Raw genomic sequence first — 26,008 nt, 5'->3', positions numbered from 1 at the left:
GAATCAAGGGGATGGAAGCTGCCGCTCTGGCGGCAGGCAAGGGGCGGGAGCCCGGCTCCCGGCCACGCTTCGAAGATAGACCCCTGCCGGCGAGGCCATAAGCCGGCGCCGGCTCCACACGCTGTATAGCTGTGCTATACAGTCGAACCGTATTCCCTTCCAGCGACGCAGAGATGGCACGTAGCGACCCCTTCGACGGCTTGTCCGAATTCCTCGCCATCGTGCGCCGGGGTAGTTTCCGCGCGGCAGCCATCGAACTCGGCGTTACTGCCGGGGCGGTGAGCCAGGCGCTGCAGGGGCTGGAGCGCCGGCTCGGCCTGCCGCTCCTGCACCGCACCACGCGCAGCCTTGCCCTGACCGAGGAGGGCGAGCGCCTCCTGGCCCAGCTCGGGCCTGCGGCCGAGACCATCCTGGGCGCGCTGGACGATCTCGTGCAGTCGCGGGCCAAGCCCTCGGGCACGCTGCGCCTGCTGGTGCATCGCATGGCGCTGGTGCATGTCCTCGAACCGGTGCTGCCGCTGTTTCAGCAGCGCTGGCCGGAGGTGCATGTCGACGTGACAGTGGATTCCACCCATGCCGAGCTGGTCGAGGGGGGCTTCGATGCCGGCATTCGTGTTGGCGAGTTCATCGACAAGGACATGATCGCCGTGCGGGTGACGCCGCCCTTTCGCTGGATGGTGATGGCCTCCCCGGCCTATCTCGCCCGGCATGGCCGGCCGCAAGCGCCCGAAGACATCGCCCGGCACCAATGCCTGCGTTACCGGCGGCCGGATGTCGGCGATATCTATCGCTGGGAGTTCGAGCGGGACGGCCAGGCGCTTAGCATCGAGCCGCCCGGCGCCATCGTTGCCAATGATCCCTGGCTGCTGCGGACCCTGGCCGTACAAGGCATGGGGCTGCTCTATGGCTCGACCCTGCAAACGGCCGGTGAGCTCGCCCAGGGGCTGTTGGAAACGGTGCTGGAGGAATTTTCGCCGGCCGGCGACAGCCTTTTCGTCTATTTTCCCCGCACCAGCCGGAGCCAGCCCAAGCTGCGCGCCTTCGTAGAAGCCTGCGCCGAGCATCTGCGTCAATCCGGTGTTTCCGGCCTTCCGTAGCATCGGGTTTGGTGCCACAGATGAATGGTCGGACTTTTGAGTCGGCGTTGCATCGCCGCTTTGGGGAACGCGGCAATCCAAGAACGAGCAGGCTCGAACAAGAGGAACCTGCAAGATTTCAAATACTTGCAGGATTTCTCATTATTGCCCGTCCGCGGAGAACATTGAGAAATCCTGCTTAGGGGAAACGACCATGGGCGAACAGGGACATCCGGCGGAACAGGGCGGCGCGGTCAGGCTGACCGATTTTTACGGGCTGGAAGGCAAGGTCGCGGCCGTGACCGGCGGTGGCAGCGGCATCGGGCTGGCGGCGGCGCAGGCCCTGGCCGCGGCCGGGGCCGAGGTGGTCATTCTCGATCGGGCGCCGGTGGGCGAGGACGTGCTGGCAAGCGTCAGGGGCGCGCACCGCGCCGGAGCGCTCGTCATGGATGTGACCGACGAGGCCGAGGTGACCGCGCGCTTTGCCGAAATCGTGGCTCGCCATGGCCATATCGACATCCTCGTCAACAATGCCGGCCTCGCCATCCGCGATGCGGCCGTGGATCTCAGCCTGGAAGCGTGGGACAAGGTGGTGGCCGTCAACATGACCGGCGTCTTCCTGTGCGCGCGCACGGCGGCCCGCCACATGATCGCGGCCGGGCAGGGCGGAGCGATCATCAACACCGCCTCGATCATGGCGCTGTCGGGCGGCGGCGTCTATCCGAACATCTCCTACCAGACCACCAAGGGTGCCATCGTCAATCTCACCCGCGCCCTGGCGGTGGAATGGGCCCCGCACCGCATCCGGGTGAATGCGGTCGCCCCCACCTATGTTCGCACGCCTTTCATTGCGCCACTGCTGGCCCAGCCCGAACTGATGCAGCGCATCGAGGCGATGACGCCGCTGCGCCGCATCGCCGAGCCGCATGAGGTCTCACCGGCGATTCTCTTCCTCGCCGGTCCGGGCGCCGCCATGGTGACCGGCCATACGCTTCCGGTGGATGGAGGCTATCTGGCTCAGTAAAGCCGAGGCTCAGACGTTGCGTGATCCTCAGTTTCGTGGAAGTTTGCGCGCGAAGGCGGCGCTTTAACCGCGAAATTAAGAAGAAAATATTGAGGAAACACCAATGAATAGTAGCGCTTCTGCCGAGGCTGGGGGCCAGGCGCCTGGTTTGTTGGATCGTGAACGCCTCGTGGCACAGCCAGGCTTCAATCGTTGGCTCGTCCCCCCTGCGGCACTGGCCATCCATTTGTGCATCGGCATGGCCTATGGCTTTAGCGTCTTCTGGCTGCCTCTAGGACAGGCGCTCGGCATCAGCAAGCCGGTGGCCTGTGCGGTCGATCCCGGTTTCTGGGGCGCTCTCGTCGGTCTGGGGCGGGCTCTGTTTACCACGAGTTGCGACTGGCGTGTTTCCGACCTCACCTTGACCTATACGCTCTTCTTCGTGCTGCTCGGCTCGGCCGCGGCGATCTGGGGCGGCTGGCTGGAGCGGGCCGGGCCGCGTAAGGCCGGTGTGGTGGCCGCCCTGTGCTGGTGCGGCGGACTGCTCATCTCGGCGATCGGCGTCTATATCCACCAGCTCTGGCTGATCTGGCTGGGCTCGGGCGTGATCGGCGGCATCGGCCTGGGCCTCGGCTACATCTCTCCCGTCTCCACGCTGGTCAAATGGTTCCCGGACCGGCGCGGCATGGCCACCGGCATGGCGATCATGGGCTTCGGCGGCGGTGCGATGATCGGCTCCCCCCTGGCCGATATCCTGATGAATCATTTCAAGAGCGCGGACAGCGTCGGCGTCTGGCAGACCTTCGTGACATTGGCCGTGATCTATTTCGTCTTCATGATGGCGGGCGCCTTCGGCTATCGCGTGCCGCCGGCCGGCTGGCGCCCGGAAGGGTGGACGCCGCCCGAGAGCACCAAGGCGATGATCACCTCGGGCCATGTCCATCTGTCCAATGCCCACAAGACCCCGCAATTCTGGCTGATCTGGGCAGTGCTCTGCCTCAACGTCTCGGCCGGCATCGGCGTGCTCGGCATGGCCTCACCGATGCTGCAGGAGATCTTTGCCGGCTCGCTGATCGGCAAGCCGGAGATCGCCTTCGGAGCGCTCGATGCGGGCCAGGCCAAATTGGTCGCCACCATCGCCGCGAGCTTCGTCGGCCTGCTCTCTCTGTTCAACATCTTCGGGCGTTTCTTCTGGGCCTCGCTGTCCGACAAGCTCGGTCGCAAGCTTACCTATGCCACCTTCTTCGGCCTCGGCATCGTGCTCTATGCCTCGGCGCCCTGGGCAGCCCATGCCGGGCTGCTGGCGGTGTTCGTCGCCTTCTTCTGCGTGATCGTCTCGATGTATGGCGGCGGCTTTGCCACGGTTCCGGCCTATCTCGCCGACATGTTCGGCACCCAGTTCGTCGGTGCCATCCATGGCCGGCTGCTGACGGCGTGGTCGACGGCGGGGATCGTCGGGCCGGTGGTGATCAACTACATCCGTGACGCCCAGATCGCCGCTGGCGTGCCCCGGGCCCAGGTCTATGACCGCACCATGTATGTGCTCGCCGGCATGCTCGCCGTCGGCTTCGTCATCAATCTCATGATCAAGCCGGTGGCCTCCCGCTGGTTCATGAGCGATGCCGAGGTCGCAGCCCTGCAAAAGCGCGGCGGGACGCAGGAGGGGAAATCCTCAGGCATCGGGCGGGGCGGGTTGAACGGGCCGGCTGCCCTGGCCTGGCTGGCCGTCGGCATTCCCATTCTCTGGGGCGTATGGATCACCTTCTCCAATGCGCTGAAGCTGTTCCACTAGAGCGAAATCCCCCCCGTATCGAGAAAGAACGGGACGGAGAACCCAATGCAGTTCACTTGAGCGTTTCGCGGGGCTCGACCTTTGTCATTGTCGGGCTTGACCCGGCAATCCAGCTCCCCGACGGTTCGTCCGTGCGGCTTCTGGGTAGCCGGATCAAGGCCCGGCTATGACGAGACGGGGAACCGGTCTTCCGGTTGATTGCTTGCCTTCCTAGGAACGGCTTGCCGCAACGCGATCGAGTGCGGCGACCTCGTCTGCCGGCAGGTCGAGCTCTGCCGCTGCGAGGTTGGCGTGCAGATGCGCGACGGAAGACGTGCCTGGAATCAGCAGAATGTTGGGCCCGCGGCGATAGAGCCAGGCGAGCGCGACCTGCATGGGCGAGGCACTGAGGCGCCGGGCAACCTCCGACAGGGTCGAGGATTGCAGCGGCGTAAATCCGCCGAGCGGGAAATAGGGCACATAGGCGGTACCCTGGCGGGCGAGATCGTCGATCAGGGCGTCATCGGTCCGGTGGGCGAGATTATAGTGGTTCTGCACGCAGACGATCGGGCAGATGCGGCGTCCTTCGGCGATCTGCGTCGCGGTGACGTTGCTCAATCCGACATGCCGTATCAGGCCCTGCTCCCGAAGCTCGGCGAGAACGGTCAGCGGCGCTTCGATCGAACCCTCGGCCGGCCCGTGAACATCGAACATGACGCGAAGATTGACGACGTCGAGGACATCAAGCCCGAGATTGCGCAGATTGTCGTGCACTGCCTGGGTGAGGGCCTCCTGCGAAAAGGCGGGAAGCCATGACGCGTCTTCGCCGCGCCGGGCGCCCACCTTGGTGACGATGACGAGATCGTCGGCGTAGGGGTGCAAGGCCTCGCGGATCAGCCGGTTGGTGATGTGCGGGCCGTAGAAGTCGCTGGTATCGATATGGTTCACGCCGGATGCGACGGCTTCGCGTAGCACAGCCAGGGCCGCGTCCTGATCCTTGGGTGGACCGAACACGCCGGGACCGGCAAGCTGCATGGCGCCATAGCCGAGGCGCTTCACGGCACGGTCGCCGAGGTTGAAATTGGCGGACTGCTTGGTTGAGGTCATGGTCGATCTCCTGTTCGTCCGGTGTAGCTAGGGCCTGTCAATTGGCGCGACAATCGGCCATAATCCGGACAGGTTGTTCGGAGTTACGAACAGTGAAAATCGATCTCAACGATCTCCATGCTTTCATGGCCGTCGCCCGGGCTGGGGGCTTCCGTGACGGCGCTCGTGCGAGCGGAGCCAGCCCGTCGGGCCTGAGCGAGGCGGTGAGCCGGCTGGAGACGAGGCTCGGCGTCAGGCTGCTGAACCGTACGACGCGCAGCGTCGCCGCCACCGAGGCGGGCGAGCGCCTGTTTGAGCGGCTTGGCCCGGTCATGAGCGAGATGGAGGCGGCGCTGGATGTCGTCAACGGTTTTCGCGACAGACCGGCGGGGACCCTCAGGCTCAATGTGCCCGTCAGCGCCGCCCGGCTGGTGCTGCCGGCGATCGTGCCCGGTTTCCTTGCCGCCTTTCCCGATATCCGGCTGGAGGTGATTGCCGAGGACAGCTTCGTCGATGTGCTGGCGGCGGGCTGCGATGCCGGCATCCGCTACGACGAGCGGCTGGAACAGGACATGATAGCCGTGCCCATCGGGCCGCGCATGCAGCGCTTTGCTGCTGGAGCGGCGCCCGCCTATCTCGATCGGCGGGGGCGGCCCGAGCACCCACGCGATCTGCTTCACCATGCCTGCCTGCATGGCCGTTTCTCATCCGGGGCAATGCCGGCCTGGGAGTTCGAGCGCGACGGCGAGATCGTGACCGTCGACGCCACCGGGCCGCTCCTGGTGAGCGTCGGTACGGCGACGGATCTGGCGGTTGAGGCGGCAATTGCCGGCACGGGTATCATTTTTCTGTTCGAGGATTGGCTGCGCCCGTATTTTCAGAGCGGGGCTCTCGAACCTGTCCTTGAACCCTGGTGGCAACGCTTCTCCGGCCCTTTTCTATATTATCCCGGGCGGCGTCTCGTTCCCGCACCGCTGCGGGCATTCATCGATTTCATCAAGACGTCCGGGCCACGCTCCCTGGCGGGCGCCGAGGACAGGCCTCCCCGGTGAGGGGAGTTGAGCAACGGCATCAGGCCCTCGCGGCAAAGGCGTCCAGTTTATCGAGCAGGGCGGCCAGTTCCTCGGCGCTCGGCTGGAAGGACTTCATGCCCATGCTGATGAGAATGCCATAGGAGGCGAACAGCACCAGGGTCGAGTCGATGCTGCCGGCCTTGTCATCCTTGCCCGCTCGCTCGACCAATGTGCTGAACATGGTGGCCAGCACGCCGGCCGCTTCCGGGATTTCGGCGGCAGTCACCAGGAACGCCGGCGACACACCGCCTTCCTCCAGGGCGACGCGACGGGCGAGCTGAGCCAGGGCCGAGGCGAAATTCACCGTCGCATCAGCGGTTTCGTCGATTTCCATCATCAGTGTTTCCATATCCTGACGCATGGCCGCAACGATCAAAGCCGTCTTGGTCGGGAAATGATGCAGCACGCCGCCCTTGCTGACGCCGGCCTCTGCCGCCACCAGATCGATGGTGAGGTTGTGAACGCCGATGCGTTCGATCACCGCGATGGTGGCGGTCAGGATTTGCCCGATGGTTTCCATGCTGCGCCGCTGCAACTTTCGCGCGCGCAGGGTCTGGGGTGGGGGAGCAGACTGGGGCATAATTCCTGAAAGGGTCTCCGCTTAATAAAAAACCGTCTGGACGGTTTTGTTTTTAGTTGATATGGGAACGCTCGACAAGTGAAATGATCGTTCCCGACCGGGTGTCCCGGGAGGGAACCATGGCCTCTGGACGCCGCGGAGCGGGTGAGGACGATGCAGCAGTTGCAGGACCTCAGGCCTTCCCGTCGAAGCGGCTTCCTCGAACGACATTCGCATGAATCAGCGGGGACGACGATGACCTCAAACCTCGGCAATCCTGCGTGGCCGCGCCGCGCCGTACGGCTGCAGCGCGCCGTCCTGCTCGGAAGCCTGATCGCGATGACCTTGCCTGCCGCCGCCTGGAGCGGAGGGGCGCCGGCGCGGGTCGGCGTCGTGACCGCGCGGGTTGCCGACTACCGGCCGAGCGTCAGCCTGACCGGCGACGTGGAGGCCCAGGTGCAGAGCGACATATCCTTCCGCGTGAGCGGGCGCATCGTCGAAAGGCTGGTGGATGTCGGCGATCACGTCACGCCAGACCAGGTGCTGGCACGCGTCGACGGGCAGGAGCAGCGCATCGCCCTCGACACCGCCAACGCCGCGCTCGCTTCAGCCCAGGCGCAGCTCCAGCAGAGCCAGGCTGCGTATCAGCGCCAGAAGACGCTGATCACTTCGAATGCCACCTCGCAAAGCAGCCTCGACGCCGCGCAGGAGAATCTCAGCGTCGCCCAGGCTTCCGTGGCGGCCGCGACGGCACAGGTCGAGCAGGCCAAGGAACAGCTCGGCTATGCGGATCTGCGCGCCGGTGTCGCCGGCACGGTGACGACACGCAATGCCGAGGCGGGGCAGGTCGTCCAGGCCGGCCAGACCGTGGTCAGCATCGCTCAGGACGGACCGCGCGACGCGGTCTTCGACGTCTACGAGGCCCTGATCGACAAGCCGCCGGGTTCACCGGAGATCGGTATCACGCTGGTGGCTGATCCCAGCGTGAAGACGACCGGCCATGTGCGGGAGATCTCGCCCATCGTCGATGCCCGCAAGGGCACGATCCGGGTGAAGATAGGCCTCAAGGAGACGCCACCGGCCATGTCGCTCGGCACGGCCGTGCGCGGCGAGGCCAGCCTTGCTGCCCAGAAGCGTTTCGTGCTGCCGTCCTCGGCTCTGTTCGAGTGGCAGGGCAAACCGGCTGTCTGGACCGTCGCTGCCGACACCCATGCGGTCGAACCGCGGGTTGTCACGCTCGATCGTTACACCACGCAGGACATCGTGCTGTCGGCCGGACTCGAAGATGGCGAGAGCGTCGTCGTGCGCGGCGGTCAATTGCTGCGGCCCGGCCAGGTCGTCGAAACCGTCGAGGAGCAGGCGCGATGAGCTTTTCCCGTCTCATGCCGATGACCTCGGCGGCCCTAGTGGCCCTGGCCGGGGGTGCCCTGGTACTGGCTGGCGACGCCTTGGCGCAGGACCGCATCGCCCGGCCGGTGTTGACCCTCACGGTGCGCAGCATCGACACGGCCAGCTTCGGCCCCTTCGTCGGCAGCGTCGACGCCCGCTACCAGACCGATCTCGGCTTCCAGGTCGGCGGGCGTATCATCGCCCGCGAAGTGAATGTCGGCGACAGGGTCAAACAGGGTGACAGGCTGGCGGCCGTCGATGCCACGCTGCTGCGCCTCGCCGTGCAGTCGGCCGAGGCCGATCTCGCCAATGCCAAGGCCCAGCTCGCCAATGCCGTGCTGACCGAAAACCGCAGCCGCGCCTTGGTGGTCACCGAGACGGCTTCGCGCGCGCAGGTCGATACGGCCGTGGCCGCGCGGGAGACGGCGGACGCCAAGGTCTCCCAGGCCGAGGCCTCGCTGCGGCAGGCCCGCAACGTGCTCAGCTATGCCGAGCTCGTCGCTCCCTATGACGGCGTGATCACCGCCGTGAATTCCGACGTCGGCAAGGTGGTGTCGGCCGGTGACATCATCGTCACCCTGGCTCGGCCCGACGTGCGCGAGGCCGTGGTCGACGTGCCAGATTATCTGGCCGACGAACTCAAGGCCTATCCCCGCTTCGACGTCGTTCTGGCCGGCGAGCCCAGCATCCGCACCACAGCCACGCTGCGCCAGCTCGCGCCTGCCTCCGATGCGGTGACGCGCACGCGCCGGGCCCGCCTGGCCCTGCAGGATCCACCCAATGGCTTCCGGCTCGGCTCGACCATTTCCGTGTCCGCCACGCGAAAGGTCGCGCCCCATGTCGCCGTTCCCGTCTCGGCCTTGGCCGGACCGAGCGACAAGCCGTCCGTCTGGGTGGTGGATGCGGCCAAGGCCGTGGTCGTGGCCCGGCCGGTGACCCTGGTCTCCACCAAGGCCGGCTATGCCGTGGTTGATGGCCTCAAGGACGGGGACATCGTGGTGAAAGCCGGGGTTGGCAGCCTGCAACCCGGCCAGGCCGTCGATCTCCAGCGCAGCCAGACTCTCGAGGAACAGAAATGAGCGGCTTCAACCTGTCGGACTGGGCGCTCAAGCACCGCTCCTTCATCTGGTATCTGATGATCGCCTCGGTGATCGCCGGCGCTCTCTCCTATGTGAGGCTCGGCCGCGAGGAGGATCCGTCCTTCGACATCAAGACCATGGTCGTCCAGGTGAACTGGCCGGGCGCCACGCTCGACGAGACCCTCAACCAGGTCACCGACCGGGTCGAGAAGGAGCTCCAGCAGATCGGCGCGCTCGACTATACGCGCAGCTATACGCGGCCGGGCACGGCCACCATTATGGTCAACCTCAAGGACACCACCAACGGCCGGGCCCTGAGCGATGCCTTCTACCAGGTGCGCAAGCATGTGAACGACATCTGGTACACGCTGCCGAGCGGTGTGCAGGGGCCCTTCTTCAATGACGAGTTCGGCGACGTCTACGGCAATGTCTATGCCTTCACGGCCGACGGCATCGATTTCCGCCAGTTGCGCGACTATGTCGAGGAAGTACGCAATCGTGCGCTCGCCGTACCCAATGCCGGCAAGACCCAGATCCTCGGCGCCCAGGACGAGGTGATCTATCTCGATTTCGACACGGCGCGCCTTGCCAGCCTCGGGCTCGACCGCCAGGCGGTGATCGCCTCGCTGCAGGCGCAGAACTCCGTCTCGGCCGCCGGCGTGATCCAGGCCGGGCGAGATCGCGTCAGCGTGCGGGTCGATGGCGGCTTCAAGTCGGAACAGGACCTCAGGGCAATCAATCTGCGCGTCAATGACCGCTTCTTCCGGCTGAGCGATGTCGCCACCATCACGCGCGGCTATGTCGATCCGCCGACTTCGCTCTTCCGTTTCGACGGCAAGCCCGCCATCGGCCTGGCGGTCGCCATGGCGCCGAACGGCAACGTTCTCCAGTTTGGCGAGGACCTGAAGGAGGCCATGACCGAAGTCACCGGCACCCTGCCGATCGGCGTCGGCGTGCATCTGGTCTCCGACCAGCCGGCGGTGGTCGAGGAGGCGATTTCCGGCTTCACCCGCGCCCTGATGGAGGCGGTGATCATCGTGATGGCGGTCAGCTTCGTCAGCCTCGGTCTGCGTGCCGGGCTGGTGGTGGCGATCTCCATCCCGCTGGTGCTGGCCATCGTCTTCCTGGTGATGGAATATACCGGCATCTCCCTGCAGCGCATCTCGCTGGGCGCGCTGATCATCGCCCTCGGCCTGCTGGTCGACGACGCGATGATCACGGTGGAGATGATGATCAGCCGGCTGGAGGCCGGCGACAGCCTGGGCAGGGCAGCGACCTTCGCCTACACCTCGACGGCCTTTCCGATGCTGACGGGCACGCTGGTGACGGTGGCCGGCTTCATCCCGATCGGCCTCAATTCGAGTTCGGCGGGCCAATATACTTTCACCCTGTTCGTGGTGATCGCCGTCGCCCTGCTGGTATCCTGGATCGTCGCGGTGCTGTTCGCGCCCCTGCTCGGCGTGACCGTGCTGCCTGCGACCATGAAGAAGCATGACGAAAAGCCGAGCCGGCTGGCTTCCGCCTTCAAGAGCACGCTGCTCGCTGCCATGCGCTGGCGCTGGGCGACCATCGCCATCTGCCTTGGTTTGCTTGGCGCCTCCGTGGTGGCCATGGGCCATGTCCAGCAGCAATTCTTCCCGTCGTCCGATCGACCGGAACTGCTGGTCGACATGACGCTGCCGCAGAACAGCGCCATCGGCGAGACCAAGGTGCAGATGGGCCGCTTCGAGCAGGCGTTCGTCGGCGACGACGACGTGGTGCGCTGGAGCTCCTATATCGGGCAGGGCGCCGTGCGCTTCTATTTGCCGCTCGACCAGCAGCTCTCCAACCCCTTCTTCGGCCAGGCCGTGGTGGTCACCAAGGATATCGAGGCCCGCAACCGCGTGCAGAAGAAGCTGGAGGCGCTGGCCCGCGACAAGTTCGTCGGCATCGACGTGCTCGTCCATCCGCTCGAGCTGGGTCCGCCGGTCGGCCGCCCTGTGCAGTATCGCGTCAGCGGCGCCGATCTCCAGAAGGTGCGCGAACAGGCGATCAAGCTTGCCGGCATCATCGCTGCCGACCCCAATCTGGGCACGATCACCTTCGATTGGAACGAGCCGGCGCGCGTGCTCAAGGTCGAGGTCGACCAGAACAAGGCGCGCCTGCTCGGCGTCACCTCGCAGGATATCGCCTCCATCCTCGATGGCACACTGGCGGGAACCGCCTTCACCCAGGTGCGTGACAACATCTATCTGGTCAACGTGGTCGGCCGTGCCACTGCGGATCAGCGCAACTCCGTGGAGACGCTGGAGAACCTGCAGATCCCGCTCTCGGGCGGGACAGTGGTGCCGCTGCGCGCGGTGGCGACTATCGGCTACGGCATGGAGCAGCCGATCGTCTGGCGTCGCTCGCGCCTGCCCACCATCACGGTGCAGGCCGCGCTGGTCGGCAATGTCCAGCCGGCGACGGTGGTCGACAGGCTGGCGCCGAAGGTGGCCGAATTCAAGGCCGGGCTGCCCGACCACTACAAGCTCGAAGTGGGTGGGGCGGTGGAGGAATCCGCCAAGGGCCAGGGGCCGATCATCGCCATCGTGCCGATCATGCTCCTGACCATGGTGACCATCCTGATGGTACAGCTCCAGAGCTTCCAGAAGCTGTTCCTGGTGATTAGCGTGGCGCCGCTCGGCCTGATCGGCGTGGTGCTCGGCCTCCTGCCCTTCAATCAGCCCATGGGCTTCGTCGCCATCCTCGGCATTCTCTCGCTGATCGGCATCATCATCCGCAACTCCGTGATCCTGGTGAAGCAGATCGAGGATCATGAGGAGGCGGGCATGGATCGCTGGACCGCCGTGGTGGACGCGACCGTCCACCGCATGCGTCCGATCATGCTGACGGCGGCCGCCGCCAGCCTCGGCATGATCCCGATCGCCCGCGAGGTGTTCTGGGGCCCGATGGCCTATGCCATGATCGGCGGCATCCTGGTGGCAACCGTGCTGACGCTGCTGTTCCTGCCGGCCCTCTATGTGGCCTGGTACCGGATCAAGGAGCCGAAGACACCGGCTGCCGCCTGAGGAGCGCCTCCAGATCGTCCCAGGCATAGACGAGGTTGTGCGAGCGCCAGAGCGGGCCCGGATCGGTATAGGATCCGGCCGGCCTGCCGCCTTGCGCCTCGTAGAAGGCAATCGCCGGTCCATTGCCGGCGACGACGCCGATGGCAGCGCTCCGGCGGCCCTGTTCGACCAGCCGCGCCGCCATCGTTTCGAGCAGGGCCCGCCCGATACCCCGGCGCTTGTGCTGTGGATCGACATAGAGATGCTTGATCTCGCTGCGCCCGTCGAAGACCGCCTGCGAGGGCGTGCCGGCCGCGGCAAAGCCGACCAGCCCGGCCCCGCTTTCGGCCAGCAGCACGATCTGGTCGGCGGCAGGGGAGGACAGCCGCTTGTGCCAGCTTGCGAAGCGATGCTCCTCGTCCAGTGCGACGAAGGCCTTGGAAGGCGCCAGTGCATGATAGGTGTGGCGCCAGACGGCGACATGCAGGTCGGCCACCGCCTTGGCGTCGTCGAGACGGGCAGATCGGATGTTGACTGCGCTCATTCCATCGCTCCCAAAGCTGGCAGTTACCCGTTCCGGAAACACTCTTGGGGCATGAAACGCGGCTCAAGCGCCGACGTTCCAAGACCATACGCTGCAAACGGCGACGTCGTCACTATGGCCGCCACTCAAGATCCTAGCATGCCGTTGGGCTGGCGTTGCGCTCTCTTATTGTCGAGGTCGAGCTGCCCCTCACCCTTACCCTCTCCCCGCCACTTGCGGGGAGAGGGTAAGGGTGAGGGGCCACGCGACCGTACCCAGTTCCATTCAATTTCAGGCGCCGTGCAAAGACCCTGAAAAAGGTGTCCCTAGAGTCTTGCCTGCGTGCTGCGCGGCGTGGCGAGCAGCAGGTGGGTTTCGGAAGCGGTAACGCCCTGGATCAGGCGGATGCGGCGCAGGACAGCGTCGAGATCGCTGAGATTGAGGGTGGCGAATTCCACGACGATGTCCCAGCGGCCATTGGTGGTGTGCACTGCGCTAACCTCGGGAAAGCCGCCGAGGACGTCGATGACCCGGTCCGCGGCCCGTCCTTCCACCTCGATCATCACGATGCCGCGCACCGGCATGGCGATCGCGTCGGCCTTGAGGATCACGGTGTAGCCGATGATGTCGCCCTGGGCTTCCATGCGCTCGATGCGTGCCCGCACCGTGGCGCGCGACAGGCCTAGCTCGCCGGCGAGATCGGAAATGCTGCGCCGGCCATTGTGGCGCAGCAGGGTAAGGAGCTGGCGGTCGATGTCATCCATGTGTTTGCCGAACTGATCATAAGTTTATAGCAATTCGATAAGGGATATTGAGCTCTTTGCCAAATTGCATCGTTCATACCGCCAAGCCTGGGCGATAGACTGCCGCCGGATTTCAAGAGGCTCGCATGACTTCGAAACATTGTATCTTGCTGGGTGTGCCGCTGCAGGAAGGCACGGGACGGCTTGGCTGCGACATGGGCCCCGGCGGCTTCCGGGCCGCAGGCTTGGCTGGCGCCTTGCAGGAACTCGGCCACAGCGTCGAGGATCGCGGCAACCTTGCTCCCGCACCCCAGCGCCCGCTCAGCCACCCCAACCAGGCCATCAAGCATCTGCCTGAAGTGGTGGCCTGGACCGAAGCCCTCGCCGAGGCTTCCTATCGTCTCGGTGCCGAGGGCATGCCGATCATCCTCGGCGGCGATCATGGCCTGGCTGCCGGTACGCTCAGTGGTTTCAGCCGGCGAGCCGCCGAAACGGGCCGGCCCTTCTTCGTACTCTGGCTCGATGCCCATCCCGATTTTCACACGCTGGACTCGACGGTAAGCGGCAATCTGCATGGCTGCCCGGTGGCCTATGCCACCGGCCGGCCCGGCTTCGAGGGCTATTTCCCGCCGCTGGCCGCGCCAGTGAATCCCGAGAACATCTGCATGATCGGCATTCGCAGCGTCGATCCGGCCGAGCGCATGGCCCTGACCGCCGCAGGCGTCACCGTGCATGACATGCGCGCCATCGACGAGCATGGCGTTGGCCCGCTGCTGCAGGCCTTTCTCAAGCGCGTGGCGGAGGCGAACGGCGTGCTGCATGTCAGCCTCGACGTCGACTTCCTCGATCCCGGCATTGCGCCGGGCGTCGGCACCACGGTGCCGGGCGGTGCGACCTTCCGTGAGGCGCATCTGATCATGGAGATGCTGCATGACAGCGGCCTCGCCACCAGCCTCGATCTCGTCGAACTCAACCCCTTCCTCGACGAGCGCGGCCGCACCGCCCTGCTCATGGTCGATCTCGTTGCCAGCCTGATGGGGCGGCGGGTGATGGATCGGCCGACGCGCGCGGGCACGGCCTAAACGGCCTAACCTGTCATTGCATCTGGGAAGCCAGACCTGCAATCGTGGCGTTGGGAAGAGGGATCTGCCGCTGCCATGTCAGCGCAGCGGCGGGGGATCGGGAGAGGCGGCATGCCACAGAGCGTTCGTGACACCAGGGCCATGATTGCGGGCATGACGCCGCGCCTCAAGGAAGGGGCCTTCGTCTTCTGCACCACAATCTCGCCGGCCGTGATAGAGGCTGCTGCCGGGCAGGCGCTGTCCTTCTTCCGGGAAGAGGAAGGCGTCACCTTGATCCTGCCGGTGGAGGTCGCCGCCACCTTCGGCTTCGATACCGCCCTGGCGATGAAGCGCATCGAGTTGGAGGTCTTCTCCGCGCTCGACGGCGTCGGGCTGACGGCCGCCGTGGCGTCCGCCCTGGCGGCGGTTGGGATTCCCTGCAACATGGTCGCGGCCTTTCACCACGATCACGCCTTCGTTCCCGCCGGGATGGCCGAGCGCGCCGTCGCCGTCCTCGAGGCCGCACAGCGGCAGGCTGCAAGCTGAGGCGCCAGCTTATGCGCCGCCCAGGCGTTCAGTCCCGAACGCGCCTTGCTCTGTTGGCATAGGGCAGTGCGAACATATAGAGGCCGCTGAACAGCAGCAGGAAGAGCGGCAGCAGGGGCGCATAGACCACCAGGGCCGGTGGTTCGCCCAGTGCCATGGCAACGAAATTGGCAATCACCGTCGCCGTGAAGGCGATGGACAGCCAGCGATGGGTCTGCCGGATCAGGGCGTTGAAGTTCAATGCAGCCTCCCTTGTGAGTATCGAGTCGTTATGCCGCAGTGGGGCCGGAGCTTAATTCAGCTCCGCCACGACCTTTTCCAGATTGGCGAGGAATTGCTGCCATCCGGCCTTGGCGCCGCCATAGGCCTGCCGCTGGGTCGGCCGGAAGCCTGCCTGCTCCATGCGCAGATGCGTACCGGTGCTGCTGGGCGTGAGCGTGAAGGTCACCACGCTCTTCAGATCGTAGGCGGGATCCTCATGGCTGAAATTCCAGCTATAGGACAAGGTCCTGTGCGGCTCGACGGTGAGGACCTCGCAGTCGAGCACGCCGCCCCATTCGCCGCGCAGATTGAAGCGGTGGCCGACCACCGGATCGAAATCGTTCTTCATCAGCCACTCTTCGATCAGATGAGGCTGGGTGAGGGCGCGCCAGAGCTTTTCGGGCGGATGCCGAATCTCACGTTCGACGATGACGGTACGGGGTTCGCTCGTGCTGTTGGTCATTGGTCCATCCTGTTCAGCAAATCTTCGAGATCGTCGAACCGGGCTTCCCAGAATTGCGTCATCTGGCTTGCCCAGTCGATCAGAGGGCCGAGGGCGCCGAGTTGTGCGCAATAATGGGTCTGCCGGCCCTCATGGCGATCACGGACCAGCCCGGCCTGTTTCAGCATGGCCAGATGCTTCGAGACAGCTGGCTGCGAGACCCGGGCATGGGCCGTGAGGGCCCCGACCGTCTGCTCTCCCTTGCGGCACAGGCGTTCGAAGATCGCCCGCCGGGTCGGATCGGCAAGCGTTCTGAACAGCAGGTCGGGGGAGAGGGGTGTCAAAATCAATAACTCCTCAGTTATGGGTTTGATCCATAGCTCAACAGTTATGGATTCGTCAAGTCTGCAGCAAAGGGCGCAACCGCTGTCAGTCCGTGACACGGCTCGAACGGGGTCACACAGGACATTATCCGGAAAAGCGGATCGGCTTTTCGCGAAGAAGATGCGGTCAAAACGGCGAGGAAGCGGGGAGTGCAGATTGCCGCTGCCGCCGGAGATGTCGCCCGGCGGTGCGCTATCCCGGCGCAGCAAGCGTCAGGAGCAGGGCCACTTCTCCTGCAGGGCCGTGGTGGCGAGGACCACGAAGGGCTCCTTGAGCCGGTCTGGATGGGCGTCGAGGAAGGCAGAGACGACGGTTGCCGTCTGCGCGACCGAGACGTCGACCGGCTTGCAGATACGGCTGTTCGACGTCAGCAGGCGGCCCATTGAGGCAAGATCCTCGATCTCGATCGCGCAGCCCAGGGAAGGAAGTACGAGTTCACTCGGTGTCGGCCCGGTATTGGCCGCCAGGCTGCGGCAGGCGGCGCGATAATAGTCGCCGCTGTTCGGCAGGGTTTCGGCGGCCACAGGCAAGCAGAGGCCGGTCAAGCAAAGGGCCGAAAGCAGGAATTTTCTCACCATGGGGAAATCCTTGATGTGCCAGCTTGTCCTGGCAAACTGGCATTTGCGGGGCGGCATGGTCAATCCGAACCTACCGCGCGGCTTGGTCTGGCCCGGCGCGTACCGTGGCAACTGCCGGCGCTGGGACACTCTTCACGGTGCGAAGATCGCAGAGATCATTCGTGAATTCCATAGTAAAACAATACAAAAGTAATTCCTCCGATCGTATAGACTTGTGCTCTCCGACCACGCATGCAAGTGCGCTTGTCCGCTGGGGAAGCCATGTTCATTTCAAGCACCAAACGATTTCTCGCCTTTTTGGTCGTGGCGGCGCCTATGTTTGCGCCGATGGTGAGCCATGCCGGCGATATCGAGCTGCAGCCGCAGCAGTTGCGGGAAGATCTTGCCTTCCTGAAGGAGCGTTGGGCACCGCTCGACAAGAGTTTCAGCGACGAGCAGCGGCAGGCCTTCGACCGCCGGATCGAGGAAATCGCGGCCGCGGCTGACAAGCTCACGCCGGAAGATTTCGCCCTGAGCGTCATGGGAGCTGTCGCACTTGCCGGCAATGGGCACACCAACGCCAATGTCGCTGCCTATCTCGGCGCTGACCTACCAGTCCGCGCCTGGTGGTTCGCCGACGGGCTGTTCGTCGTCAAGACCCATCCGGCCTATGCCCATCTGCTCGGTGCCCGCATCGACAGGATCGGTGCGCTGCCGGCGGAGCAAGCCTTGCTCCAGGCTACCTGGTCAATCCACGGATCCTGAAGAAGATCGGTGCGGCGGAAAGCGTCTCCGCCATCCCCTTCACGGTGCGGTTGGCGGATGGCAGTACGCAAACGCCGCGCCTCGAGCCCGTCGCGGCGGACCCGGGTGACGAGCGCAGATCCGGACTGAATCGGGGCTATTCCGTCCTGATCCCGGATCAGAAGGATCTGCCGGAGCGCTGGCCGCATATTCTCGATGGCAAGGGCGATCTTTCGCCGCTCTACAGCAAGCGCGGCGACGTCAAGGCCTTCATGATCCGGCCTTCGGGCAACACACTCTATATTCGCAACGACACCGTCGCGAGTGTCGACGATACGCCGCTCGTCCAGAAGCTCTCCACCGTCGTCAGGGATGAGATCCTGGCGCACAGACCCAAGCATGTCATCGTCGACTTGCGCCTGAACAATGGCGGCGATTTCTTCAACACGATCCTGTTCGCGCAGGCCCTGCCGCGGCTCCTGCCCGAGGATGGCCGCATCTTCGTGCTGATAAGCCGGGCGACTTTTTCCGCCGGCATCGTCACTGCCGCCATGATCAAGGGGGCCGGCGGCGGCAAGGTCGTGTTCATCGGCGAGCCCATGGGCGATGCCGGGCGGTTCTGGGCCGAGGGCCGGAAAATGACGCTGCCGCACTCGAAGATCGCGGTGCGGTACAGCGACCAGTTCGAAGACTATGAGAAGGGCTGTACGGACACACGCAATTGCTATTGGGCGACGGTGGCGTTCGGTCCCCGCGGCATCTCGCTGGCGCCCGACACAGCCATCGATGTCACTTTTGCAGACTATGCAGCCGGGCGCGATCCGGTGCTGGCCAAGGTGCTCGAGCTTGCCCGATGAGCTCCCGGCGGTTTCCGGGTGCCCGGCCGCGCCGGAGCGAGACCAGGACCGGGACCGGTAACAAGGCGGGCCCGGTTGGCGTAGGATGCAGGAGGGGCCAAGCCAGCAACCTGCGAGGAGACCTGCCCATGCCGACACGCCGCGATTTCCTGGGCCTGGCGCTGCTGGGAGGCGCGAGCTTCGTCTTCGCACAAGCGGCCGCGGCAGGCCCTGCTCGTCTCACGCTCAGCGACGCGGAATGGCGTCGGCGTCTGACTCCGGCCCAGTTCGCCATTCTGCGGACAGCCGCCACCGAACCGGCCTTCACCAGTCCGTTGCTGCATGAGCGACGACCGGGGCGCTTCACCTGCGTGGGCTGTGGCTCCGCCCTGTTCTCCTCCCGGACCAAATATGACAGTGGCACCGGATGGCCGAGCTTCTGGGCGCCGATCGGCCGGTCGGTGCGCACCAGCCGGGATGCCAGCCTCGGCATGATCAGGACGGCGGTTGCCTGCGCCCGTTGCGAGGGGCATCTCGGCCATGTCTTCGACGATGGCCCCAAGCCGACGGGGCAGCGCTACTGCATCAATGGATTGGCCCTGGCCTTCACGCCAGGCACGGCATGATAAAGGCCGTTTGAAGCACAGCCGTAGTTTGTTCGTGAATTGTTCTTGTTTCCGGCGGGCGCCTGGGTATGATCAGGCATTCCTTCCTTCGGAGAGATTGCGCAATGCCCATCTTCAGCCGCGCTGGCCTGGCCCTGATCGCATTGATGGCCCTGCAAACCGGCCCTGTCCTAGCCGAGACGACGGCCTGCAAGCCGTTCAAATGGCCCCTGACGCGCGAGCAGGGCTGGTTCCAGGCTTCGCCGCCGACTTTGGCTTCGGGCGGGACATTGGCCAAGGTCGACGGGGCCGCCGACCTGCAGCTCAGCCCGGTGGCGGATCTCAAATTTCCCGTCACGACCGGGCGCAAGCCGGCGACAGGCACCTTTGGGGCGCTGCTGGCCCTGCCGCCGATCGAAAAGGCCGGCCTCTATCAGGTCACGCTCTCGGATGAGGGCTGGATCGATGTCGTCCAGGCCGGTGCAACGGTGAAATATTCGGCGGCGACCGGCCAGAAGGCCTGCGCCGGTTTGCGCAAAAGCGTGCGCTTCAACCTGGCGCCGGGGCCGGTTTCGCTACAGATCAGCGGCGTGAAGGCGCAGTCCATCAAGCTCGCCGTGGCGCCGGCCGAATAGAAGCCGACGCCTGCTGCCCATCCCGTATGGTCGCCCGCTGGACCGGACAGGTCCGGTCGAATGCCGACCGTGCCTCGAGGATGGCGGCGCGGTTGGCGAAGGCCCATTGGCCGAGGGCGTTCACCGGCATGCGCAGCGAATGGCCAAGTTCGGTGAGCTCATAGTCGACGCGCGGCGGAATGCTGGGCGTCACGCTGCGGCTGATGAGGCCGTCGCGTTCCAGTCCTCGCAGCGTGAGCGTCAGCATGCGCTGCGAGATGCCGTCGATCCGGCGCTTGATCTCGCTGAAACGCAAAGGCCCCTGGCTCAGTGCCATCACGATCAGGATGCTCCATTTGTCACCGATACGGGACAGGATCTCGGTGACCGGCCGGCAGCTCTCGGTCAGGTTGTCCTTGTCCTCGTTCAGGCCGGTTACACCCATGTCACCTACGGCCATGAATGTGCCTCCTTGTGCCTCACATGTCTGTACCATATTTAGCCTCAGTTACGTTTTGTAACCAGAAAATTTCAACCTGGAAAACTCCGGGACGCTTCGTTCCCGGTGAGGCGCGACACCTATGGAACTCGGCCTGTACACCTTCGCGGAAACCACCGCGGATCCCGCCACCGGCACCGTCATCAGTGCTCAGGAGCGCATTGCCAATCTGATGGAGGAGGTCGAGCTTGCCGACCAGCTCGGCCTCGACGTCTTCGGCATCGGCGAACATCATCGTCCCGACTTCGCCGCTTCCACCCCCGCCGTACTGCTGGCGGCGGCGGCCATGCGCACCAAGCGCATCCGCCTTACCAGCGCCGTCACCGTGCTCAGCTCGGACGATCCGGTGCGCGTGTTCCAGGAATTCTCGACCGTGGACCTTCTGTCGGGCGGGCGGGCCGAGATCCTGGCGGGGCGGGGCTCCTTCATCGAGTCCTTCCCGCTGTTCGGCTACGACCTCAAGGATTACGACAGCCTGTTCGCCGAGAAGCTGGACCTGCTCTTGAAGATCCGCGAGCAGACCACGCTGAGCTGGCAGGGCGAGCATCGTGCGTCGCTCGACCGCCAGAGCATCTATCCGCGTCCGGTCCAGCAGCCTTTGCCAGTCTGGGTCGGCGTTGGCGGCAATCCCCAATCGGTGATCCGCGCCGGCACGCTCGGTCTGCCGATGGCGCTTGCCATCATCGGCGGGGAGCCGGCGCGATTCAAGCCGCTGGTCGATCTCTATCGCGAGGCGGCGCGCCGGGCCGGGCATGATCCGGCCAGGTTGCCGGTCAGCATCAATTCGCATGGCTATATCGGCGAGGACGGCGACAGGGCGGCGGACGAGATCTTCCCCTATTATGTCGATGTCATGGGCCGCATCGGCCGCGAACGCGGCTGGCCGCCGCTGAGCCGGGCGCAGTTCGAAGCCTCGCGCGCCCCGCAAGGGTCCGATTTCGTCGGCGATCCCAGTGCCGTGATCGACAAGATCCTGGCCGAGCATGAATTGTTCCGGCACCAGCGCTTCCTGATCAAGTTCTCCATGGGCAGTATTCCCCATGCCAAGATGATGAAATCGATCGAGCTCTTCGGCACCGTGGTTGCCCCGGCTGTCCGGAAGGCGCTGGCTCCCGTACCGGCATGAGGCGGTATAAAGCAACACTTTTGCCTGAAAATAGACAAAAGTGTTGCTTTGCTGGCAATGGCGCCTAAGCTGAGCCTGCACAAGTGGGAAAGGCGCAGCCATGACACGTCGCTATCTGATCGGCCTCGACTATGGCACGGAATCGGCGCGTGGCGTGCTCGTCGATGTCGAGAGCGGCAAGCAGGTCGCCAGCCACGCGGTGCCCTATCGCCATGGCGTGATGACCCGCCTGCCCGAGGGACCGGCCTTGCCGCCGCTCTGGGCGCTCCAGAACGCCGACGATTATATCGAGGCGGCTCAGGCCATCCTGTCGGCCCTCGGCCGGGACAGGCAAGTCGAAGGCATCGGCCTCGGCTTCACCGCCAGTTCGCCGCTGCCGGCCACGGCGGAGGGCGTGCCGCTCTCGCGCCTCCACCCGCAGGAGCCGCACGCCTATGTGAAATTGTGGAAGCATGGTGCCGCCCAGGCGCAGGCCGAGGCCATCAATGCGCGGGGCGGGGCCTTCCTCGATAATTTCGGCGGCAAGCTCTCGGCCGAGTGGCTGCTGGCCAAGGCGGCGCAACTGGCGCAGGAGGCACCGCGACTGTGGCAGGAGACGGGGCGTTTCATCGAGGCGGGTGACTGGCTCGTCTGGCAATTGACCGGGCGCGAGACACGCAGCCTCGGCTTTGCCGCCTACAAGGCGCAATATGCCGATGGGGCGGGCTATCCCGATGGCATCGTCGAGGGTCTGGCCGACCGCCTGAGGCCGCCCCGGCGGGCCGGCAGCTCGGCGGGGGGCCTGTCGGCCGCCTGGCGTGAGCGTACCGGCATTCGCGGGCAGGCGGCCGTTGCTGTGGCGGTGATCGATTCCCATGTCGTGCTGCCGGCCGTCGGCGGCGTCAGCGATGGCTGCCTCGTCGGGGCTCTTGGCACCTCCGCCGTCTATCTCATGCTCGGCCGCGAATTCCGGCCCTTGCCCCAGGGCATCGAGGGCGTGGCCTTCGATGGGTCGATGCGTGACCTATGGTGCTATGAATCGGGCCAGGCCGGCTTTGGCGATACGCTCGCCTGGTTCGTCAAGACCTTCCCGCGCGCTGGGGATGCGGCTGAAAATTTCAGGCTCTACAATGAAGAGGCGGCTGGTCTTGCACCGGGCGCCAACCATCTCCTGGCACTCGACTGGTGGAGCGGCAACCGCGTGCCTCTGGCCGATTCCGGCCTGAGCGGCCTGCTCCTCGGCTTGACCACGGGCACGACGGCGGCCGGCATCTACAGGGCTCTGCTGGAGTCGCTCGCCTATGGTGCGCGCAGCATCCAGGATCTCTTCATCGCCGGAGGCTTTCCCATCGACCGCCTGATCCTGTCGAGCGGCCTTGCCCGTAACAATCCCCTGCTGGTGCAGATCATGGCCGATGTCTTCGCGCGCGCGGTCGAGGTGCCCGAAATCGACAATCCCACCGCGGTGGGTGCCGCCATCCATGGCGCCATCGCGGCCGGGGTCGTCGCCGATTATCCCGATGGCGGCGCGAGGTTCGGCGCCCGGGCGTTCAGGACCTATCGGCCGGACGCCCGGGCCGCATCCGTCTATGCCGATCTCTATCGCAGCTACGCCGCCCTGGCAGGTGATGCTTCGCTGCGAACGGCCATGCATGCGCTCAACCGGATCGGTAATATCCAATAGCTCCCTTAGCGGCGGCGCCGTTATGCCTGAAAACAGGCAAAATATATTTGCAATCATTCAGCGATGATGCATTAATCCGCTTCCTGCGATGGAAAGGCCATCGTCGAGAAGAGAGCGCCAAGCTCCATTCAAAAATCTGGGAGGATTTCATGTCAGCGCTCCGCCTGAGCCGCATCTTCACGTCCACTGCCCTCGCCACCACGGCCGCCCTCGGCTTTGCCGTGTTTTCGTCCCTCGCCGTGGCCGACAAGGCCCAGGCGGCAGGCGAAGTGATCGTCGGTCTGGTTACCAAGACCGAGGTCAATCCCTATTTCGTCAAGCTGCGCCAGGCCGCCGAGGCCGAAGCCAAGAAGAAGGGCCTCAAGCTGATCGCCCGCTTCGGCAAGTTCGACGGCGACAATGAAGGCCAGGTCGCGGCGATCGAGGACCTGATCTCTGCCGGCGCCAAGGGCATCCTGGTGACGCCCAACAATTCGACCGGTATGCTCGGCATCATCAAGAAGGCACGCGACTCCGGCATCCTGGTGATCGCGCTCGACACGGCGACCGATCCGGCCGATGCGGTCGACGCTACCTACGCCACCGACAATTTCGAGGCCGGCGTCAAGCAGGGCACCTATGCCAAGAAGGCCATGGGCGACAAGAAGCCGGTGCTCGCCATGCTCGACGGCACGCCGGGTGGCACGGTCGATACCTTCCGCCACAACGGCTACCTGCAGGGCTTCGGCATCAAGGAGGGCGACCCGGTCATCGCCGGCTCCGCCATCACCAATGGCGCGCAGGACAAGGGCCAGACCGGCATGGAGAACCTCCTGTCGAAGAATGGCGACATCAATGTCGTCTACACCATCAACGAGCCGGCCGCGGCCGGCGGCTATGCGGCACTGAAATCCTTCGGCAAGGCCAAGGCGGTGATGCTGACCTCGATCGACGGCAGCTGCCAGGGCGTGAAGGACGTCAAGTCCGGCAAGGTCGCCGCCACCGTGATGCAGTTCCCCTACAAGATGGCGGTTGCCGGCGTCGATGCCGTTGCCGAATACGCCAAGACCGGCAAGAAGCCGAGCGGCTTCATCAACACCGGCTCGGAGCTGATCACCGACAAGCCGATGGCGGGTCTCGATTCCAAGGACACCGCCTGGGGCCTCAAGAATTGCTGGGGCGGCGAATAAGCCTGACCCTACCCAGAACGTGATCGGAAAATCGCAGGAAGCTCGACTTTTTGTCATCACCGGGCTTGTCCCGGTGATCCGGAGAGCCACAATCTCGCTGGGTTGCGGTATCTGGATGCCCGGGACTAGCCCGGGCATGACAAAGGCCGAGCTTTTCTCGATATCGTCGAGGATCGTATGAGCACGACCACGGTTCCCGCACCTGAAGAGAAGCGCAGCCTCCTGGCGCGCATCTTCGCGGTGCCTTCGGCTGGGCCCTTCCTGGTATTGGCGCTGTTCTGCGTCATCTTCGCCAGCATCAACGAGCGTTTCCTTGCCCTGCAGAACATCTCGCTGATCCTGCAGCAGACCGTGGTGGTCGGCACGCTGGCGATCGGCCAGACCCTGATCATCCTGACCGCGGGCATCGACCTCGCCGTCGGGGCGATCTGCGTGCTCGGCACCATCATCGCCGGCAAGATGGCGGCGCTCGGCTATGATCCCGTGCTGTCCATGGGCGTGGCGATCGTGCTCTGCACCCTGTCGGGCACCGTGGCCGGCGGCCTGATCAGCGGGCTGAAGCTGCCGCCCTTCATCGTCACGCTCGGCACGCTCGGCATCATCACGGCTGCCCTGCGCCTGATCTCCGCCGGCGGTGCCTTTCCGGTCGATGACGAATTCCTGAGCTGGACCGGCAATGGCGAACTCATCGGCGGCTTCGTGGTCACCTATGGCGTCCTCGCCATGCTGCTGCTCTATGCCTTGGTCTGGTATCTGCTGAACCAGACCAAATGGGGCCGTCACGTCTATGCCATCGGCAACAATCCCGAGGCGGCGCGGCTGGTCGGCATTCCCGTCAGGCGGCATCTGCTTTCGGTCTACGTGCTCGCCGGCCTGCTCTATGGCATCGCCGCCTGGCTGGCGCTCGGCCGCATTCCCAATGCCGATCCCAATTCGCTGCAGACGGCCAATCTCGACTCGATCACCGCCGTGGTGATCGGCGGTACCTCGCTGTTCGGCGGCCGCGGTGGCCTCGTCGGCACGCTGATCGGCGCGCTGATCGTGGGCGTGCTGCGCAACGGTCTGACGCTCGCCGGCATCGATCCGCTCTGGCAGGACTTGATCACGGGCATATTGGTGATCGTGGCGGTGGCCTTCGACCAGCTTTCGCGCGGGAGGCGCTGATGACGGCATCCGCTTCTTCCGAGGTCATCCTCGAGGCCCGCAACGTCATCAAGCGCTATGGCCATGTCACGGCGTTGGACGGGGTGGATTTCGAGCTGCGCAAAGGTGAGATTCTCGCTGTCGTCGGCGACAACGGCGCTGGCAAGAGCTCCCTGATCAAGGCACTGACCGGAGCCCTCAAGCCGGACAGCGGCGAAATCCTGCTCGATGGCCAGCCCGTGCATTTCAAGGGGCCGCTCGATGCCCGCCATCGCGGCATCGAGACCGTCTACCAGGATCTGGCGGTGGCACCCGCCCTCGACATTTCCTCGAACCTCTTCCTCGGGCGCGAATTGCGCATGCCCGGCGTGCTCGGCAGCGTGTTCCGTCGCCTGGACAAGGCGCGCATGCGCGAGGAAGCGCGCAAGGCCATGGCGGAACTGAAATTCCGGCTGCCGTCGATCCACAACGCGGTGGAGGCTCTCTCGGGCGGCCAGCGCCAGGGCGTGGCGGTGGCGAGAGCGGCCTTGTTCGCCAAGAAGCTGGCGATCATGGACGAGCCGACGGCGGCGCTCGGCGTGCGCGAGACCGGCCAGGTGCTGGAACTGATCCGCACCATCCGTGACCGTGGCCTGCCCGTCGTGCTGATCAGCCACAACATGCCCAATGTGTTCGAGCTCGCCGACCGTATCCACATCATGCGACTGGGCCGCCGGGCCGCCGTGGTAAGTCCCAAGACCCATTCGATGGCCGACGTGGTGGCCATCATGACCGGCGCGGCCAAGGTCGAGGATTTCGAAAAGCGCGGTCAGGGGTGATGCCATCAAAGAGGTGCTTCCGGATCGTACGTCGTGGTCGGAACTTGTCGCCTGTCTTGGCCTGAGACGGGGCGGAGCAAGGAACGATTTGTCTTCTCCACTGCGCGGTTATCCGCTGCACACATCTCAGTATTGCCAGTACAAGGCGCCGGCATCCGTCCCCGAAGTCGGGAACGGATGCCGGCGCCTTTTCTTACCAACGTGGCATG

27 protein-coding genes are annotated in these 26,008 nt (G+C 65.0%); 18 read left to right on the top strand and 9 right to left on the bottom strand.

Features of this window, described 5'->3' with window-relative positions; translation table 11 throughout:
• Positions 1 to 173: 173 nt before the first annotated feature.
• From ACTJKX_RS15095 to ACTJKX_RS15085, 3 genes are all read left to right on the top strand, one after another.
• Entirely contained in the window at positions 174 to 1,097 is a 924-nt protein-coding gene (locus ACTJKX_RS15095) for a LysR family transcriptional regulator (RefSeq protein WP_311944655.1), read from the top strand.
• A gap of 193 nt (positions 1,098 to 1,290) precedes the next feature.
• A complete protein-coding gene (locus tag ACTJKX_RS15090) occupies positions 1,291 to 2,100 on the top strand; it encodes an SDR family NAD(P)-dependent oxidoreductase (protein ID WP_440725744.1) in 810 nt (269 codons plus the stop codon).
• 103 nt (positions 2,101 to 2,203) lie between these two features.
• Positions 2,204 to 3,871 (top strand): OFA family MFS transporter, encoded by a 1,668-nt coding sequence (locus ACTJKX_RS15085; protein ID WP_440725743.1) that lies wholly within the window; start codon positions 2,204 to 2,206, stop codon positions 3,869 to 3,871.
• A gap of 210 nt (positions 3,872 to 4,081) precedes the next feature.
• On the opposite strand, the gene ACTJKX_RS15080 is transcribed toward ACTJKX_RS15085, so the two are convergent.
• Positions 4,082 to 4,957 (bottom strand): aldo/keto reductase family oxidoreductase, encoded by an 876-nt coding sequence (locus ACTJKX_RS15080; protein ID WP_394311674.1) that lies wholly within the window; start codon positions 4,955 to 4,957, stop codon positions 4,082 to 4,084.
• Between the two features lie 92 nt (positions 4,958 to 5,049).
• On the opposite strand from ACTJKX_RS15080, the gene ACTJKX_RS15075 reads away from it, so the two are divergent.
• Positions 5,050 to 5,988: a LysR family transcriptional regulator gene (locus ACTJKX_RS15075; protein WP_394311676.1), complete on the top strand. Its 939-nt coding sequence runs from the start codon at positions 5,050 to 5,052 to the stop codon at positions 5,986 to 5,988.
• A 19-nt stretch (positions 5,989 to 6,007) separates the two neighbouring features.
• On the opposite strand, the gene ACTJKX_RS15070 is transcribed toward ACTJKX_RS15075, so the two are convergent.
• Positions 6,008 to 6,529 (bottom strand): TetR/AcrR family transcriptional regulator, encoded by a 522-nt coding sequence (locus tag ACTJKX_RS15070; protein ID WP_311944660.1) that lies wholly within the window; start codon positions 6,527 to 6,529, stop codon positions 6,008 to 6,010.
• Positions 6,530 to 6,823: 294 nt separating this feature from the next.
• Between ACTJKX_RS15070 and ACTJKX_RS15065 the strand changes: the two genes are divergently transcribed.
• The 3 genes from ACTJKX_RS15065 to ACTJKX_RS15055 are packed head-to-tail and all read left to right on the top strand — an operon-like array spanning position 6,824 to position 12,086.
• A complete protein-coding gene (locus tag ACTJKX_RS15065; protein ID WP_440725742.1) occupies positions 6,824 to 7,936 on the top strand; it encodes an efflux RND transporter periplasmic adaptor subunit in 1,113 nt (370 codons plus the stop codon).
• On the top strand, positions 7,933 to 9,036 hold the full coding sequence (locus ACTJKX_RS15060) for an efflux RND transporter periplasmic adaptor subunit (RefSeq protein WP_440725741.1): 1,104 nt from the start codon (positions 7,933 to 7,935) through the stop codon (positions 9,034 to 9,036). Before ACTJKX_RS15065 ends, ACTJKX_RS15060 begins: the two co-directional genes overlap by 4 nt.
• Complete coding sequence (locus tag ACTJKX_RS15055) at positions 9,033 to 12,086, top strand: efflux RND transporter permease subunit (protein WP_440725740.1); 3,054 nt, start codon at positions 9,033 to 9,035, stop codon at positions 12,084 to 12,086. Before ACTJKX_RS15060 ends, ACTJKX_RS15055 begins: the two co-directional genes overlap by 4 nt.
• Here the strand turns inward: ACTJKX_RS15055 and ACTJKX_RS15050 are convergent.
• Together ACTJKX_RS15050 and ACTJKX_RS15045 are read right to left on the bottom strand one after the other, a co-directional pair.
• A complete protein-coding gene (locus tag ACTJKX_RS15050; RefSeq protein WP_440725739.1) occupies positions 12,055 to 12,609 on the bottom strand; it encodes an N-acetyltransferase family protein in 555 nt (184 codons plus the stop codon). The two genes, ACTJKX_RS15055 and ACTJKX_RS15050, sit on opposite strands and share 32 nt — an antisense overlap.
• Before the next feature lie 305 nt (positions 12,610 to 12,914).
• The gene (locus tag ACTJKX_RS15045) at positions 12,915 to 13,352 is read right to left on the bottom strand and encodes an Lrp/AsnC family transcriptional regulator (protein WP_068294636.1); all 438 of its coding nucleotides are present in this window, start codon (positions 13,350 to 13,352) and stop codon (positions 12,915 to 12,917) included.
• A gap of 125 nt (positions 13,353 to 13,477) precedes the next feature.
• Here ACTJKX_RS15045 and rocF point away from each other — a divergent pair, with 125 nt between their 5' ends.
• Positions 13,478 to 14,413 carry an arginase gene (gene rocF, locus ACTJKX_RS15040; RefSeq protein ID WP_440725738.1) on the top strand — a complete coding sequence of 312 codons (936 nt, stop codon included), beginning with the start codon at positions 13,478 to 13,480 and terminating at the stop codon, positions 14,411 to 14,413.
• 111 nt (positions 14,414 to 14,524) lie between these two features.
• A complete protein-coding gene (locus tag ACTJKX_RS15035) occupies positions 14,525 to 14,938 on the top strand; it encodes an ACT domain-containing protein (protein ID WP_440725737.1) in 414 nt (137 codons plus the stop codon).
• Between the two features lie 28 nt (positions 14,939 to 14,966).
• On the opposite strand, the gene ACTJKX_RS15030 is transcribed toward ACTJKX_RS15035, so the two are convergent.
• From ACTJKX_RS15030 to ACTJKX_RS15015, 4 genes are all read right to left on the bottom strand, one after another.
• Positions 14,967 to 15,179, bottom strand: coding sequence for a hypothetical protein (locus ACTJKX_RS15030; protein WP_440725736.1), 213 nt, complete (start codon positions 15,177 to 15,179; stop codon positions 14,967 to 14,969).
• Positions 15,180 to 15,230: 51 nt separating this feature from the next.
• Positions 15,231 to 15,662 carry an SRPBCC family protein gene (locus tag ACTJKX_RS15025; protein WP_440725735.1) on the bottom strand — a complete coding sequence of 144 codons (432 nt, stop codon included), beginning with the start codon at positions 15,660 to 15,662 and terminating at the stop codon, positions 15,231 to 15,233.
• Positions 15,659 to 15,985, bottom strand: a complete 327-nt coding sequence (locus ACTJKX_RS15020; RefSeq protein WP_246683823.1) for an ArsR/SmtB family transcription factor — start codon at positions 15,983 to 15,985, stop codon at positions 15,659 to 15,661. The genes ACTJKX_RS15025 and ACTJKX_RS15020 overlap by 4 nt, the downstream gene beginning before the upstream one ends.
• A 252-nt stretch (positions 15,986 to 16,237) precedes the next feature.
• Positions 16,238 to 16,603, bottom strand: coding sequence for a Rap1a/Tai family immunity protein (locus tag ACTJKX_RS15015; RefSeq protein WP_311944673.1), 366 nt, complete (start codon positions 16,601 to 16,603; stop codon positions 16,238 to 16,240).
• Between the two features lie 315 nt (positions 16,604 to 16,918).
• On the opposite strand from ACTJKX_RS15015, the gene ACTJKX_RS15010 reads away from it, so the two are divergent.
• From ACTJKX_RS15010 to ACTJKX_RS14995, 4 genes are all read left to right on the top strand, one after another.
• Positions 16,919 to 17,347: a hypothetical protein gene (locus tag ACTJKX_RS15010; RefSeq protein ID WP_440725734.1), complete on the top strand. Its 429-nt coding sequence runs from the start codon at positions 16,919 to 16,921 to the stop codon at positions 17,345 to 17,347.
• 50 nt (positions 17,348 to 17,397) lie between these two features.
• The gene (locus tag ACTJKX_RS15005) at positions 17,398 to 18,183 is read left to right on the top strand and encodes a hypothetical protein (protein ID WP_440725733.1); all 786 of its coding nucleotides are present in this window, start codon (positions 17,398 to 17,400) and stop codon (positions 18,181 to 18,183) included.
• Between the two features lie 128 nt (positions 18,184 to 18,311).
• Entirely contained in the window at positions 18,312 to 18,788 is a 477-nt protein-coding gene (gene msrB, locus ACTJKX_RS15000; RefSeq protein ID WP_440725732.1) for a peptide-methionine (R)-S-oxide reductase MsrB, read from the top strand.
• 104 nt (positions 18,789 to 18,892) lie between these two features.
• Entirely contained in the window at positions 18,893 to 19,402 is a 510-nt protein-coding gene (locus ACTJKX_RS14995) for a hypothetical protein (RefSeq protein ID WP_311944676.1), read from the top strand.
• Here ACTJKX_RS14995 and ACTJKX_RS14990 read toward each other — a convergent pair.
• On the bottom strand, positions 19,374 to 19,841 hold the full coding sequence (locus tag ACTJKX_RS14990; protein WP_311944677.1) for a winged helix-turn-helix transcriptional regulator: 468 nt from the start codon (positions 19,839 to 19,841) through the stop codon (positions 19,374 to 19,376). The genes ACTJKX_RS14995 and ACTJKX_RS14990 overlap by 29 nt on opposite strands.
• 121 nt (positions 19,842 to 19,962) lie before the next feature.
• Between ACTJKX_RS14990 and ACTJKX_RS14985 the strand changes: the two genes are divergently transcribed.
• From ACTJKX_RS14985 to ACTJKX_RS14965, 5 genes are all read left to right on the top strand, one after another.
• Entirely contained in the window at positions 19,963 to 21,006 is a 1,044-nt protein-coding gene (locus ACTJKX_RS14985) for an LLM class flavin-dependent oxidoreductase (RefSeq protein WP_440725731.1), read from the top strand.
• Between the two features lie 100 nt (positions 21,007 to 21,106).
• Positions 21,107 to 22,669, top strand: coding sequence for an FGGY-family carbohydrate kinase (locus ACTJKX_RS14980; protein ID WP_440725730.1), 1,563 nt, complete (start codon positions 21,107 to 21,109; stop codon positions 22,667 to 22,669).
• 149 nt (positions 22,670 to 22,818) lie between these two features.
• On the top strand, positions 22,819 to 23,838 hold the full coding sequence (locus ACTJKX_RS14975; RefSeq protein ID WP_440725729.1) for a substrate-binding domain-containing protein: 1,020 nt from the start codon (positions 22,819 to 22,821) through the stop codon (positions 23,836 to 23,838).
• Between the two features lie 177 nt (positions 23,839 to 24,015).
• The gene (locus ACTJKX_RS14970; protein ID WP_068291578.1) at positions 24,016 to 25,002 is read left to right on the top strand and encodes an ABC transporter permease; all 987 of its coding nucleotides are present in this window, start codon (positions 24,016 to 24,018) and stop codon (positions 25,000 to 25,002) included.
• Complete coding sequence (locus tag ACTJKX_RS14965; protein WP_367626299.1) at positions 25,002 to 25,799, top strand: ATP-binding cassette domain-containing protein; 798 nt, start codon at positions 25,002 to 25,004, stop codon at positions 25,797 to 25,799. The genes ACTJKX_RS14970 and ACTJKX_RS14965 overlap by 1 nt, the downstream gene beginning before the upstream one ends.
• Positions 25,800 to 26,008: the final 209 nt, after the last annotated feature.

This window comes from Labrys sp. 22185, assembly GCF_052045555.1.
Classification (GTDB): Bacteria; Pseudomonadota; Alphaproteobacteria; order Rhizobiales; family Labraceae; genus Labrys; species Labrys neptuniae.
Note: the sequence above shows the minus strand (reverse complement) of the source record. Positions and strands in the feature narration are given on the sequence as shown.